Source organism: Methanobrevibacter ruminantium M1, assembly GCF_000024185.1.
GTDB lineage: Archaea > Methanobacteriota > Methanobacteria > Methanobacteriales > Methanobacteriaceae > Methanobrevibacter > Methanobrevibacter ruminantium.
Genome location: NC_013790.1, coordinates 424,808 through 436,951, shown reverse-complemented (window position 1 = coordinate 436,951; position 12,144 = coordinate 424,808). Strand labels below are relative to the sequence as shown.

General features: G+C 38.7%; 20 protein-coding genes. 3 read left to right on the top strand and 17 right to left on the bottom strand.

Annotated elements, in window-relative coordinates; translation table 11 throughout:
- Positions 1-29 precede the first annotated feature (29 nt).
- Entirely contained in the window at positions 30-1,073 is a 1,044-nt protein-coding gene (locus MRU_RS01580; protein WP_012955115.1) for an XkdF-like putative serine protease domain-containing protein, read from the bottom strand.
- A 223-nt stretch (positions 1,074-1,296) separates the two neighbouring features.
- On the opposite strand from MRU_RS01580, the gene MRU_RS01575 reads away from it, so the two are divergent.
- The 3 genes from MRU_RS01575 (at position 1,297) to MRU_RS12125 (ending at position 4,083) form a co-directional block, all read left to right on the top strand.
- On the top strand, positions 1,297-1,992 hold the full coding sequence (locus tag MRU_RS01575) for a hypothetical protein (protein WP_012955114.1): 696 nt from the start codon (positions 1,297-1,299) through the stop codon (positions 1,990-1,992).
- Between the two features lie 216 nt (positions 1,993-2,208).
- Positions 2,209-3,561: a HEAT repeat domain-containing protein gene (locus MRU_RS01570; protein WP_012955113.1), complete on the top strand. Its 1,353-nt coding sequence runs from the start codon at positions 2,209-2,211 to the stop codon at positions 3,559-3,561.
- A gap of 399 nt (positions 3,562-3,960) precedes the next feature.
- Positions 3,961-4,083: a hypothetical protein gene (locus MRU_RS12125; protein ID WP_265101240.1), complete on the top strand. Its 123-nt coding sequence runs from the start codon at positions 3,961-3,963 to the stop codon at positions 4,081-4,083.
- Positions 4,084-4,575: 492 nt separating this feature from the next.
- On the opposite strand, the gene MRU_RS01565 is transcribed toward MRU_RS12125, so the two are convergent.
- From MRU_RS01565 to MRU_RS01500, 16 genes are all read right to left on the bottom strand, one after another.
- Positions 4,576-4,782: a hypothetical protein gene (locus MRU_RS01565; RefSeq protein ID WP_048812362.1), complete on the bottom strand. Its 207-nt coding sequence runs from the start codon at positions 4,780-4,782 to the stop codon at positions 4,576-4,578.
- A 263-nt stretch (positions 4,783-5,045) separates the two neighbouring features.
- On the bottom strand, positions 5,046-5,213 hold the full coding sequence (locus tag MRU_RS11880) for a hypothetical protein (RefSeq protein ID WP_012955110.1): 168 nt from the start codon (positions 5,211-5,213) through the stop codon (positions 5,046-5,048).
- Positions 5,214-5,256: 43 nt separating this feature from the next.
- On the bottom strand, positions 5,257-5,421 hold the full coding sequence (locus MRU_RS11875) for a hypothetical protein (protein WP_171776155.1): 165 nt from the start codon (positions 5,419-5,421) through the stop codon (positions 5,257-5,259).
- A gap of 20 nt (positions 5,422-5,441) precedes the next feature.
- Positions 5,442-5,594 carry a hypothetical protein gene (locus MRU_RS11870; protein ID WP_012955108.1) on the bottom strand — a complete coding sequence of 51 codons (153 nt, stop codon included), beginning with the start codon at positions 5,592-5,594 and terminating at the stop codon, positions 5,442-5,444.
- A 10-nt stretch (positions 5,595-5,604) separates the two neighbouring features.
- Positions 5,605-5,829 (bottom strand): DUF4314 domain-containing protein, encoded by a 225-nt coding sequence (locus MRU_RS01555; protein WP_012955107.1) that lies wholly within the window; start codon positions 5,827-5,829, stop codon positions 5,605-5,607.
- A gap of 16 nt (positions 5,830-5,845) precedes the next feature.
- Positions 5,846-6,187: a DUF2958 domain-containing protein gene (locus MRU_RS01550; RefSeq protein WP_265101247.1), complete on the bottom strand. Its 342-nt coding sequence runs from the start codon at positions 6,185-6,187 to the stop codon at positions 5,846-5,848.
- A gap of 9 nt (positions 6,188-6,196) precedes the next feature.
- On the bottom strand, positions 6,197-6,394 hold the full coding sequence (locus MRU_RS01545; protein WP_012955105.1) for a hypothetical protein: 198 nt from the start codon (positions 6,392-6,394) through the stop codon (positions 6,197-6,199).
- 11 nt (positions 6,395-6,405) lie between these two features.
- Entirely contained in the window at positions 6,406-6,777 is a 372-nt protein-coding gene (locus tag MRU_RS01540; RefSeq protein WP_012955104.1) for a hypothetical protein, read from the bottom strand.
- 12 nt (positions 6,778-6,789) lie between these two features.
- Positions 6,790-7,008, bottom strand: a complete 219-nt coding sequence (locus tag MRU_RS01535) for a hypothetical protein (RefSeq protein ID WP_143714280.1) — start codon at positions 7,006-7,008, stop codon at positions 6,790-6,792.
- Positions 7,009-7,071: 63 nt separating this feature from the next.
- Positions 7,072-7,263, bottom strand: a complete 192-nt coding sequence (locus MRU_RS01530; protein ID WP_012955102.1) for a hypothetical protein — start codon at positions 7,261-7,263, stop codon at positions 7,072-7,074.
- Between the two features lie 27 nt (positions 7,264-7,290).
- On the bottom strand, positions 7,291-7,836 hold the full coding sequence (locus tag MRU_RS01525) for a hypothetical protein (RefSeq protein ID WP_048812361.1): 546 nt from the start codon (positions 7,834-7,836) through the stop codon (positions 7,291-7,293).
- A gap of 17 nt (positions 7,837-7,853) precedes the next feature.
- Complete coding sequence (locus MRU_RS01520) at positions 7,854-8,159, bottom strand: hypothetical protein (RefSeq protein ID WP_048812360.1); 306 nt, start codon at positions 8,157-8,159, stop codon at positions 7,854-7,856.
- Positions 8,160-8,170: 11 nt separating this feature from the next.
- The gene (locus MRU_RS01515; RefSeq protein WP_012955099.1) at positions 8,171-8,461 is read right to left on the bottom strand and encodes a hypothetical protein; all 291 of its coding nucleotides are present in this window, start codon (positions 8,459-8,461) and stop codon (positions 8,171-8,173) included.
- Positions 8,462-8,492: 31 nt separating this feature from the next.
- Positions 8,493-9,032 carry a hypothetical protein gene (locus tag MRU_RS01510; protein WP_012955098.1) on the bottom strand — a complete coding sequence of 180 codons (540 nt, stop codon included), beginning with the start codon at positions 9,030-9,032 and terminating at the stop codon, positions 8,493-8,495.
- A gap of 701 nt (positions 9,033-9,733) precedes the next feature.
- Complete coding sequence (locus MRU_RS01505; RefSeq protein ID WP_012955097.1) at positions 9,734-9,997, bottom strand: hypothetical protein; 264 nt, start codon at positions 9,995-9,997, stop codon at positions 9,734-9,736.
- A 67-nt stretch (positions 9,998-10,064) separates the two neighbouring features.
- The gene (locus tag MRU_RS01500) at positions 10,065-11,942 is read right to left on the bottom strand and encodes a phage minor head protein (RefSeq protein ID WP_227717053.1); all 1,878 of its coding nucleotides are present in this window, start codon (positions 11,940-11,942) and stop codon (positions 10,065-10,067) included.
- Between the last annotated feature and the right edge of the window lie 202 nt (positions 11,943-12,144).

Below are 12,144 nucleotides of genomic sequence, written 5' to 3'. Positions count from 1 at the left end.
TTTCCTAAAATAAAACTGTTGATGTATGATTATAATTTCCTGACTGCAGAGCCTGTGTTGTCCCTGCCCATGATTTCATAGACACGTGCGGCTCCGGTCTTTGCAACCTTCTGGTTGTCCTTGATGTCATGATTCGGAATGGATTTGCTGGACTGGACGTTCTGTGCCTCTCCATTGTCCTTTGCCTCTTCCTCATCATCATCCTCATCGCTTTCGTCATCTTCCTGATTTTTGGCTTCTTCAGCCTTGTCCTTCTCCAAGGATTTCTTCAAGGACTTGAAAAGTTCTGCTCCAAGAGTCTCGAACTTGTCGCTCAAAGCCTTTTCCAACTCATTCTTGAATGTCTCGAAATCGTCGGTGTTTACGAAATCCTTGGTTACCTCATCCACAATGGCTTTGATGTCCAATTCGATATCCTCATCTTCAGGATTCTTGTCTTCATCCTTATCTTCCTTGTTGAAGATTCCCTTGATGGACTGCACGAAACCTTTGGTTTCCTCTTCCAACTTATCGTCTATATTTTCGCTCACAACATCACCGTTCTCTATATCTTCTTTCATACTGCAAAATTTAGCTCCTCTTACGCAAGGCTTCCTGACAAGGCTTATGGTGAAACCCACTGGGTCCTTGATGTCTTTCATCAGGACTCTTCTAGGCAGCTGGATCTGCTTGTCTGCGAACTTCTTGCTCACAGTTGTTATGCTGTATCCAGTGTACTCTCCATTGAGTGCCTTTTCCATCTCCTCTTCATCAGTTATCCTTGTGGTGGCTATCCAGGTTCCTTTTGGATACTCATTGACTGTTCCGTCCAAGCCCTTGAGGCTTATAGGCTCGTTTGTTATATATGACTCCACAGGAACTCCTATAACTTCTCTGGTCTCGAAGAACTCATGGTTCTTGTCGACAAGGCTGTAATTTGCCAGATACTCATGTGCAATCTGCCTTATCTGACCCTCGGTCAACGGCTCCTCTCCGTAGTCAAACTCACAATCCCTTTCACCTGGAATCAGTACTGGAGCAGTAATAAGCAAGGAATCTCTTGATTTGGTAACAACCTCTAAAATATTAATCACTCCAAAAAATAGCTAAATTCGGTGAACAGGCTTATAGCCTTCAACCAACATAGTGGAAAATTAGAAAAAATGAAAAAATATTTAACAAAACTTTTATAATGTTTACAATAAATCATTTAAATAAGAAAAATAAGGATTAATGTTAAGTGTTTAATAACTTCTTTAAACCGAAGCGTAACATAGCGATTTACTTTTTAATTGTTTTGTATGTAGAGGGTTAATAATGGTAGTCAAATGTCCTAATTGTTTTAGTCCACGTGTTTCAAAATGTGAAGATACTAATATTAAATGGCAATGTGATAAATGCAAATGCAAATTTAACCATGGTGCTTTCGATATTAATGCTGAAATGGAGAAAGTAGAACAATTAACAATAGAAAAAATTGAAAGAGAACGAGAAAGAACTGAACAATTTGAAAGAGCTATTAAAGAAGCAAAGGAACAATTTGAAAGAGAAAGAACTGAACAATTTGAAAGAGAAAGAAAGGAAAGACTAGAAAGAGAAAAGAGAGAAAAAGAAAGAGAAAAGATAGAAAAAGAAAGAGAAAGAAAGGAAAGACTAGAAAGAAATAGGATTAAAATAGAAGAAAGAGAAAGAGAAAGAATAAAAAGAAATGAAAGAATTAGAAGAGAGAATGAAAGAAATAGGATTAAAAGTGATAAGAGAGAAAGAGAAAAGAGTGAAGAAAAAAGAATAAAAAGGAATGAAAGAATTAGGAAAGCAAATGAAAGAAATAGTATTAAAAGAGAAAAGAGAGAAAGAGAAAGAGAAAGAAACGTGATGACTATTGATGAATATTACAGGTCAATAGGATACGGGTCAACAGGAAAAAGTAAGGTATGGTCAGCAATTATTATTCCAATATTATTGGTTATATGTATTATATTGATTTTAATGTTTTATGGAGGAGGAATGTGATTTATTAATTAAACTGCGAAGTCATGGCAAAAAATGCAACAATTGCCAAAAGGAAACCAAGATGGATTAAATTTTTGCATTTAATTTAGTTCTGTAATAGTAAATTTAAGAAAACTAAAATTTTTTTATTTTTCTCTAACTACTGAACTCCATCTTATTTATTATAGAAATTTTGTTAAAATTTCAATTAAGTGAAAAAACAAAGAAGGAGAAGTTATGGCTAAAGAAAATGTTATAGATTATAAGATTGAGCGACAAAATGATAACACTTGGAGTTATTTATATGTAACTGAAAGAGGGAGAGGAAATATCATTGCTTCATCTTTTGGAGAATTGAGGCAGAAAGTTTTAAAAAGAGGTTTGCCTTGGAATGATATATCTAACCTATTCACTAAAAAGAGTTCTGATTCTAATGTTCGTCGCGAATCTGTAAAGAATATTGATGATGAATCTGTTTTGGCTGATGTCGCTAAAAAGAGTTCTGATTCTAATGTTCGCCTTGAAGCAGTTAGGAAGATTAGTGATAATTACGTTTTAATTGATATTGTTAAAAATGCTTCTGATTATGATGTTCGTCGTGAAGCTGTAAGGAAGATAAATGACTCATCTGTTTTAGAAGATATTGCTAAAAATAATAATGATGAGAATGTCCGTCTTGAAGCTGTAAGGAATATTAATGATGAATCTGTTTTAGAGAATATATCTAAAAATGCTTCCGATTCTAAAGTTCGTATTGAAGCTATTAAGAAGATTAATGATGAGACTATTATAATCAAACTTGCAAAAAATAATAATGATGAGGATGTGCGTATTGAAGCTGTAAGGAAGATAAATGATAAGACTGTTATAATCGATTTTGCTAAAAATGCTTCCGATTCTAAAGTTCGTCGTGAAGCTGTAAGGAAGATAAATGACTCATCTGTTTTAGCTTATGTTCTTAAAAATGACCCTAGTTGGATAGTTCGTATTGAAGCTGTAAGGAAGATAAATGATAAGTCTGTTTTAGCTAATATTGCTAAAAAGGATAATAATCCGTCTGTCCGTCTTGAAGCTGTAAGGAAAATTAGCGATGAATCTGTTTTAATAAGTGTTGCTAAAAATGATTCTGATTATTTTGTTCGTCTTGAAGCTGTAAAGAAGATTAATGATAAGTCTGTTTTAGAGGATATTGCTAAGAATGATATTAATTCCACTATTCGACGTGAAACTATTAAGAAGATTACTGATGAATCTGTTTTAATAAGTGTTGCTAAAAATGATTCTGATTATTTTGTTCGTCTTGAAGCTGTAAAGAAAATTAGCGACGCGTATATTCTAAAGGATATTGTTAAAAATGCTTTTGATTCTGATGTACGTATTATGTCTATTAATGAGATTACTGATGAGACTGTTTTAGTTAATCTTGATAAAATTGATCCAAATTTGAGATTAGTTCGTGACTCTCTAAAGAAGAAAAATAGAAGAATACATAAATTTAGGACTTTGGAAGAATGGGAAGAATATTACTATGATAAGAAGGTGCCAAAACATTGGATAACTCCTCGGTGGCATTACGGATTAGATGATTAATAATTTATTACTTGAAGTTTTGAGAAATCAAATTTTTTAAAAATTCACTCTAACTACTGAGTGCTTACTGAGTTCCTACTGAGTGATTTGGGAAAAATTTCAGTTCAAAATCTCAAAAACTGAAAATTTTTTCAACGCTCTATGGTGCCTTGATTACACCCTAAACAAAAGGACAACCGTTTTTCTCTCGACAACAGATCACCAGCGAGAACAGGAGAGAACGAAATCTCACTTTTCTCTGAACGGTTTCCTTCAGATAGCTTAATGCAGAACCCTTCTTTACCTTATTTTATTGGTATTTTTGGTTCTTTTTTGGGAAAAAAGTATTACTGAGTAATACTTTTTGAAATACCACCATTACAAGTGTAAAATCACATTCAGAGAGTCGGTGAGTGATTTTTGCCATCGTTCAATGAAAGCGACTGCACAGACTTTTTCACTTGTAATGCCACCTACCCAATTTTCACCGTCAAAATTTCAGAAATTTTTCATGGAGCAGTCTACGGTTGCAGTACCCTATGACACGATTCCTCATCGACCGTCGTTCCACCCATCTATGACCTTTTCTTACCAACTCCTTTTTCAGATACCCAATCGCTCCATTGAGCACAGGTCTTCTGAAGGTTTTTTAACTCCTTTGGTCTAAATTACCCATTTACTACCGATAATTTACCAATTTAGACCATTTCCGTTAATTTTTATTTCAAACGTCACACGAGACATGACTTTTTCAGAGAGTCCACTATCTCACCCCTTGACTCCCTGAATGAATGGCATCTCAATATTCTTCATAAACCTGTGTTCTCACACGAGACGGAACCCTGATTTCGTGGGTGAATCCTTAAAGGAATGCCATGAGATTCATATGGTTATGATTATAACCTGTTGAATCTCACAACAGGTGTCTTATATCTCATGTCGACCTTACGAATTTCCGATTTATACCCAAATACATAGATAGTGATTCATAAAAAAAGAGGAACTTCGTAAAGTCCCTCTAAAAACACCTGTGCTCTATTGGTCGCTGACAATGACAAAAGCATCCTCCAAGAGTTCCCGTTCTTCGTCGGTGAACTCGAAGTCTCTGGTTCTGAGCTTCGTGTACAGCAATGCGATGGCTCTGTCAATGACGCTCTCGTGTTCCTCTCCCACTTCGGAATACTCCAATTCCTGAGCAGTAAGGAAGAACCGTTCCTCAATGGTGAATCCGACATCTCTCACGGTTACCACCAAGTTATCCTAATGACATATTCTATGAGATTGGCGAAATACCGGTCTTCCCTGCAATCGTAGTCAATCTCATTGGACTTGAGCCATCTCTTTATTCTCTCGTACACCTTTTCGTCTGTCAGGACGATTTCCATTGCGACATCGTCAAACTCAATTCTGTCAATGTTTTCGCACTTGACCTCGTCAATTTCCAAATACATAATCAATCTCTCCTGTTCTCTCACCAAAACAATAAGATAAAATGGTAGAGACTGTTAGAAGTCCCTACAGATAATTTCTCTCTTCTGCTCCTCTGTTATGCTTCCGTCTGCAATGCAGGTCTCCAAGTACAACAGATAATCGACTTGATCAAAGGTTAATCCACCTTCTGCAAGTATCATCTCAATTTCCTCACCGAGTTCCTTCAAACTTAATTTCATCATCTAAATCTCTCCTAATATCTCACCGGAATGAAAATGGAGATAGTTAATAATCTCCATTCATGACATCTTGTGCCTGCTCGTCTGTGATAGTGCCTTCCTCTACTAGAATCTCCATCTGCAACAGGAAATCAACCTGCTCATCGGATAATTCACCGTCATCTAACTTCCTTGAAATTTCATCCAAGATAGTAAAAATATCGTACTTCATTCCTAATCTCCTCCGTTCAATCATTCCTCAATCAGTTCTGCACCGTACTTCAATGCGAAATCCTGTGCTTCCTTACGAGATGAGAATTTATACTTGACCACAAAACTCAATCCGACTGAATCGTAGACTTCTCTCCTTGCAGTCAGGTCATCATAAAGATACAACAAATCCATCAAATCTCTCCTATTCTCCTTTCCTCTCTACAACTTTGAACCTGTCCTCACCATATATTAGTGCCAGACCTGAGCCGTTCTCCCATCTCACATGGATTTGACCAATATCGTCTACGAAGAGTATTTCTCCTCTGGTTCCACTAGGTGGAGCCTGTGCATCGTCCATATGAACCAGTTCGACAACGTCTCCGACATGATACATCTTTTTGACAAATTCTTTCTTCTGTCCGAACATTCTCAACACTTCCTCTCTAATTTCCTATTATGTCTCCAATTCTCACCCTTTCAAAGTACAAATCCCTTTCAATCCTACCGTAGGACACGGTTATTCCATTGATTTTTATTGGTATCTTAAGGTTCTCCAACTCAGACAATGAGAAGTAACCGTACTCGTTGAATTCAGGTGTTATCGGTGATTCAACATATCCGAAGAAAAGGTAATCACCATTCTCCTGTTTCTCTGCCTCCAATACATACCAAGTTCCCAATCCGTAAGGGTTGAAGAACTTCATCACCACTATCGCGTCATCTCCTTTTCCGTCTTGGGAATAGAAAGGGAAGGATTTGAGTTTCCCTTCCATTTCCCTAGTCATCAGTTCCATCTAAATTCCTCCTCTTAATCTGCAACCATGATTGCTTAGATCCTCTTTTCTCAAGCTTTCCTCACCATTATAGCAACATCTGAAGCCGTCCTCAAAGTGATACAAATCCATTCCAAATGGAGAATTGGACTTCCAGTCAATCACCTTGATTGGTTCGTTCTCTCTTAACATCTCACAATTATCGCAAGGGCATTCCATATTCTCACCTTCTACCACCAACTGCAATACTCAAAGTACAGGTATCTGTCGTCTTTAAGCACTTCGTCTATTTTCTCGACGGTGTACTGCAAATCGTAGTAGTACCATTCGTCATAGTCTATCGCACCAAAGAAGAAACCAGGTCTTGTTGGGAGAAGTTCCTCTGCCTTGTCATTGTCTGCGAGCACTGCTCTGCATAGGTCTCTTAGTTCCTCTAACTGTTCTCTGCTTACTGAGTGTGGTTGGCAGTTGTCCTCTCCGTCCTGAGCGTTGACTACGAACCAGTTGTGTACCTGATTGGACTTTCTCCAGTAAATCACCTGTTCTCTTACATTCTCTCCGTCTTGTTCAAATATTCCTTCCAAAAACATGTCTAATCCCATATCATCACCGTTCTAACAATCTATCATGTATATCTTCAAATCTTTTATCTCCATTTGGCTTAGGTAAAGAGAGCTAATCTCCATACCTATCTCAAGTATTGCTCCGTTCTCATGGTAGACAAATTCCTTGCAATGAAAACAGAAGCAATTGCATTCTATCACTATGCTCCAGTTGCGAACACAGGGAGCAACCTTTGCGATGTAGAAATCACCGCAATCGGTAAGGCTCATGTACTCTCCGTTCTCATTCACCTTCCAGTAGGTGTCGAACAGGGTCTCAACGAATTCGTCCACTCAGAACTCCTCCTCGTCCCAGTCATCGTACTCTTCCCAATCATCGTCGGAATCTCCGTCCAATTCCCAGTCTCCTTCGCGAATCTCAATGTTTCCGTCATCATCGCTTTCGATTAAAACGAAATCGACGTCATCGCCGAACTCGACTGTTCTCTCACCGTTCTCATCTTCAAAAGTAACTTTCATTGTCATTCTATCACGTCTCCTTTAAAATCTCGTTCAATACTCCATTAAGACACAGTCAATCAGGTGATTCCTAAAGATTTGGAAGTCATCGCCACCATTCTCAACTATCTCTTTCTTCAAAAGTTTCTTCCAGTCATTCCAACCAAGATTCTCGTGTTGCTCTAACCAGTTCTCCTTATAGTCCTCCACAAAATACTCATTCCACAATATCTCAACGATATCGTCCTTGCTCCCCTTCTTCAAAGGCACAGCAATGAAGATCTCATTGCAGAAGGTGAGTCCTTTCCTCTCTTGTCGAGAGACAAATTCAACAACCTGCTCTCTGGTGAGTTCACCAGTTTCCATCTCTTCAAAATTGTCTAAGACATAATCTTCAAAACTCATTCTAGGTCTCCTTAGATGTCTCCAAAAAATATCAACTTTCCTGTAACTTATATAGTCAATCACCAGTTCCCTTACATTCTCAGGTGAGATGACACCATAAGAATTGAGAACGATGGCAACCAATATCAAATCTCCACTAGAGAATAATGCTAAAAGGAGATAATCCACTGAGAAGTTATCTCCAATAGCCTTCAACCAATTCACCACTTTTCTCACCCTCCAATCAATATGACTTGAGACTTCCCTGTGTAGCAGTTCCTGTCTTCTATGATGAACACTTCCTCAAGGTTGACTCCGTCATCGACAGCCTCTCCAATGGTGTCATATAAGACAACACTATATAATAGGAAATCTCGGAGATTAGTGGTGATTCTACCGTCTACTTCAAAGGAACAGTAGTGCTCCACTATCTCTCCAACTGCTCTGTTGGTCAATATCCTGCTGCTACCGTCTCCATTGCGATAGAAGCTCTCGACCATGTCTGCTATTTCGTTCTCGCACAAATCGACAAAAACCATACGAAAACCACCTAAATTACCCATTCAATGTATCCTAATTCCCCAAGATTGTGGGACTTCAACAAAATTGAGAACTCTCCGTCCTCGTAAGTTATTAATAACTCAAATTCTTCGTTCTCTAATACAATCTCATCAATCTCTGTGGTTGCAAAAGCCAAATCTGTGGTGTAGCACTTGACTACAACTGTCGGATTGTCATAGACCAATGCATCACCGATGACGATGTCAATCAGGTTTACAGTCCCACGGTACAAAACATCTACTAATATCTTGTTTTGGTTGATAACGTTTATCGCGTCCATATTCTCACCTCAAAAGTAACGAGAAAGGAGATTAAAACTCCTTATGGTTAATCTCGTTTTGTTTTATGATTCTGCATATGACATTGACGAATTTCTTAAACTCTTTTATAAGGAATTCGCAATGAACGGTGCAATCACCTTCTTTCAACTGCTCAAGTACATCCTCGGTTATATCCTCGTATTCCTCAAGAGAATACCAGAACTCGTTGATGACTTCCTCGAATCTTTTGTCTAACCTTTCCATTGCTTCTTTAAGTTCTTCTCTGTGAGGCTTATAGGTAACAGTCCTTTCTAAGTACTTCTCGATTTCCTCCAAATCACTAAAGAATCTTCCTAAGTAATAGAAGTAGGTCTCAACGTCTCTCCAGTGATAGTAGTAGGATTCACCGTATTTTTCCTTAGCCTCTTTTATCCTTTCCTCTCTCACCTCGTTGTAGGATTCGTAGGTAGGATAGTCAACTGCTCCTTGACGAGCAAGGGAGTAAGTGTTGACTCCTGCCTCTCTAATTCGACAGTCTAGTGTCTTGATTTCTTCTTGTTGATAATAGGTTCTCTCTACGACTCTTAACATGAAATCGCCTCTCTGTGCTTCCTTCTTTCTCTCCTAAACGGACGGAAACACAATAAAAACTATATTATTCGTTTAGATATAAATGTTTTGGAGAAAATAAGAAAGATTAACGCTCTGTTAAGAGAATAAATTCAAATATACAGGTTTGAGGAAGGTTGGAGCAACCACGCTCAGTTTTACACTTGTAAGGTAACTCAATTCTGTTCTAACCAATGAGATTCCGGTCTTTTTTGGTGAAAAAAGTATTATTTTTGGTGGTCAAAATAATACAATCTGACCGGTTCGTCAGTGGTCTTGGTATGGAAAGATGGTTGGATCATTAAGCTATATGAAAAAACCTGATATAGCCCAAGTCTGAATAAAGAACAACGGATTTAACCGACGGAGAATGTGAAAAACAGTAATACTTTTTTGGGAAACCGTAATTAAAAAGTATTACTCAGCTCTCGACAATTCAACCGATTGAAGAGGAATCAAGGGCTTCTCATTGGTCTCTGAAGGGGTTTTTGAACGGTTTTTAAAATTCCTTATTTTCACTAGACATGGTGGAAAAAAAGCATGAAATCATGAAAAAGTGAGGAATTTTGGAAAAAAAGGCTGAATTTTTAAATGGTTTTGAAATTTGAAAAAAAAGCAGGGAAAAATGTTGTAAAAAAAGAGAATATTTTAAAAAAAATAGAAAAGGGAAAGGAATTGTGAGATTATCTGTACTCAATTCCTTCATCCAAATGCTCAAAGACAGTATTGTAGAAGCGAGTGTTGTAGTGAGGATTTTCCTCAATGCACTCTCCAATCAGTTCACCGCCCTCTTCAGTGAAAAGCTGAATCATTCTGAATGGGCAGACATACTTCCCGTCAGGCAATGACATCATGTCATTTTCCTGCAAGTAGGTTATCAGTACAAACTGTCCGTTCGGCAAATTTATTTCTTCTGTCCTGTCATTTCCAGGAATTTCAATTATCATATCGGCACCTCCAATATCTTAAAGCAATTAATCATGTTTTTGTTTTTCATAGGATATAAATCCATTTTCAATAAGGGATGAGCCCCAAAACGAACAAATCGTCTTCCATCATGTTCTTTATGAACTCATATCTTTTTGGGAATTTTCTCCTCAGTTTTTCAGGGCTTGTTACATACAGTTCCATTGCTTCCGCAAAGTCTTCGCTGTAATGGGTCTTGAAGACTTCAAAGCCCTTTCTTGCATATGAGGTTACAAATCCTCCTTCCTCTTCGGCAACCTTATAGTAGGCTCCTCCTCTATTGGCAATCTTGCTCAGATTGTTGTCCCAAGCATGTCCAAGTTCATGAGCAAGGGTTTTGGTTTGTGAAAGGATTCCTTCCTTGCATTTGAAGATCACAATTTCATTGTCCTTTCTCTTTGTAACTCCTCCGACGAAATGGTTCTTCTTGAGATTATAGACATCCCTGTCAGCAGAGAATATTATTCTGTTGTGGTTTTGGTTCATGAGCTTTCTAGGAATCTTGTCAAGAGTTTGCATGATTTCGACTGTGGACACTTCGCTTTTGCTGCTGATCCAGATTTCGCAATTGTAGTCCTTGAACCTCAAAACATCGAACGTATCGTCAGTTATGTTGATGTAGTCCTCGTATCTTCCCTTCAGGTCATACTTCACATTTCTTGTTATTGTCATGCCATTGCCGTTCACAATCTCATCGGCTTTCTTCCTGTATGACTTGTTCATGATGAAGTTTTTCTCGTACAGGTCAATGTCCTCCTTGGTTCTCAGCCTGCTGACATCTCTAGGAGCAAATTCATTTGCCATCTTGGAGGTTTCCTTAGGATACATCCTCTCAATTTTTGCCAGCCTCTTCCTTTCCTCTTCCTCCATGAACCTGCCAAATCTTTCAGGATGTCTTTTCTCATAATACTTCAAGTCCATTTCCTTTGCGATTCTCTTGGATTCCTTAGGATAGAGCTTCTCGATTTCCTTCAGCCTAGCCCTCTCCTCAGAAGTCAAGGTTTTGGAGGTTACTTCAAATGACCTGATGTCATCAGGATGGTAAATGCTGAACTGATTGTTGTAGTTCTCCCTGTAGAATTGCAGGTCGACATCCTTTGCAACCTTTGAAAACTCCTTCGGATACATTTTCTGAAGTTCCTTGTTCATTCTTATCTCGTTTTCGTACTGCTTTAGGAACCTGCTGTAATCCTTTATGAACATCTGCTTTTCAGACTCGTTGAGGAACGGATTCTGTCCTCTTTTAAGCATTCTAAGATTCTCTGCAAAGTTCTTTCTAAGCATGAATTCGTCATACTGCCTTTGGACAATATATGATGGAGGAACATTGTCTCTAGCATTCCTCTTAAAGATTTCCTGTATTTCAGCAAGCCTTCTTTCCTCATCTTCATTGAGGTTGATCAAATCCTCAAAGTCATCAAGTATCCACTGGGATTTGGGTTCAACAGCTTCGTATCTCCTCATCAGGTCATCTATTGTAGGCATCTCGAAGTTAGGAATGTCAATCAGGTCCTCTTCGGTGAACTCAATCATTCCTGGAGGAGCCATCTTTCCGAGAGGCATGAGGAACGGAAGGGTTGTGCAACGGCAGTTTATCCAGTGAACTATCCTGCCTGTCCTGTCTCCAGGATACTGAAGCCCGTTGCTGAACGAGTTGCCCACCTTCACTATCTTGCCGTGAAGTTCCCTGTGGTCTGCCTGCGGTGTCTCCCTGACTCTTTCGTCCTGGGCAGTCCACCACTGATGGTACTCAACTCCAAGCTCTCCATAGACGTCAAAGGCACCGTCATTCTGGGCTGAATTGATTTCGGTCCTTGCAATCCTCTGTGCCTCCCAAGACTTCAATCCATTGTACTCGACGGTCAGCCTGTCCTTAGCCTCATCAATGCCTAATCCGTCATCATAGCTTTGGGTTATGTTCTCCATTATCCTATTGTCGACCCTGTCCATTGTATGGGCTGAAGCCTGAAAGACCTTATTGTTGAGATTGTACCTTATAGTAGGGTCGGGCTTGAACAGGTCCTCAAGTCTTGTGATGTTGACATCTGCCTTCATGCTAATGTTTTCCAGTTTTCTGTTGAATCTCCTTTCGGTAGCTTCCCTTCCCTTCATGTAGGAGTCCTTGCAG

Bases quoted from the DNA above. Each gene is read 5' to 3' on its own strand.
- MRU_RS01575 (WP_012955114.1), top strand. From the start codon at position 1,297: ATGGTAGTCAAATGTCCTAATTGTTTTAGTCCACGTGTTTCAAAATGT.
- MRU_RS01570 (WP_012955113.1), top strand. From the start codon at position 2,209: ATGGCTAAAGAAAATGTTATAGATTATAAGATTGAGCGACAAAATGAT.
- MRU_RS11880 (WP_012955110.1), bottom strand. From the start codon at position 5,213: ATGATGAAATTAAGTTTGAAGGAACTCGGTGAGGAAATTGAGATGATA.
- MRU_RS11875 (WP_171776155.1), bottom strand. From the start codon at position 5,421: ATGAAGTACGATATTTTTACTATCTTGGATGAAATTTCAAGGAAGTTA.
- MRU_RS11870 (WP_012955108.1), bottom strand. From the start codon at position 5,594: ATGGATTTGTTGTATCTTTATGATGACCTGACTGCAAGGAGAGAAGTC.
- MRU_RS01555 (WP_012955107.1), bottom strand. From the start codon at position 5,829: ATGTTCGGACAGAAGAAAGAATTTGTCAAAAAGATGTATCATGTCGGA.
- MRU_RS01550 (WP_265101247.1), bottom strand. From the start codon at position 6,187: ATGACTAGGGAAATGGAAGGGAAACTCAAATCCTTCCCTTTCTATTCC.
- MRU_RS01545 (WP_012955105.1), bottom strand. From the start codon at position 6,394: ATGGAATGCCCTTGCGATAATTGTGAGATGTTAAGAGAGAACGAACCA.
- MRU_RS01540 (WP_012955104.1), bottom strand. From the start codon at position 6,777: ATGGGATTAGACATGTTTTTGGAAGGAATATTTGAACAAGACGGAGAG.
- MRU_RS01535 (WP_143714280.1), bottom strand. From the start codon at position 7,008: ATGAGCCTTACCGATTGCGGTGATTTCTACATCGCAAAGGTTGCTCCC.
- MRU_RS01530 (WP_012955102.1), bottom strand. From the start codon at position 7,263: ATGACAATGAAAGTTACTTTTGAAGATGAGAACGGTGAGAGAACAGTC.
- MRU_RS01520 (WP_048812360.1), bottom strand. From the start codon at position 8,159: ATGGTTTTTGTCGATTTGTGCGAGAACGAAATAGCAGACATGGTCGAG.
- MRU_RS01515 (WP_012955099.1), bottom strand. From the start codon at position 8,461: ATGGACGCGATAAACGTTATCAACCAAAACAAGATATTAGTAGATGTT.
- MRU_RS01510 (WP_012955098.1), bottom strand. From the start codon at position 9,032: ATGTTAAGAGTCGTAGAGAGAACCTATTATCAACAAGAAGAAATCAAG.
- MRU_RS01505 (WP_012955097.1), bottom strand. From the start codon at position 9,997: ATGATAATTGAAATTCCTGGAAATGACAGGACAGAAGAAATAAATTTG.
- MRU_RS01500 (WP_227717053.1), bottom strand. From the start codon at position 11,942: ATGGAGAACATAACCCAAAGCTATGATGACGGATTAGGCATTGATGAG.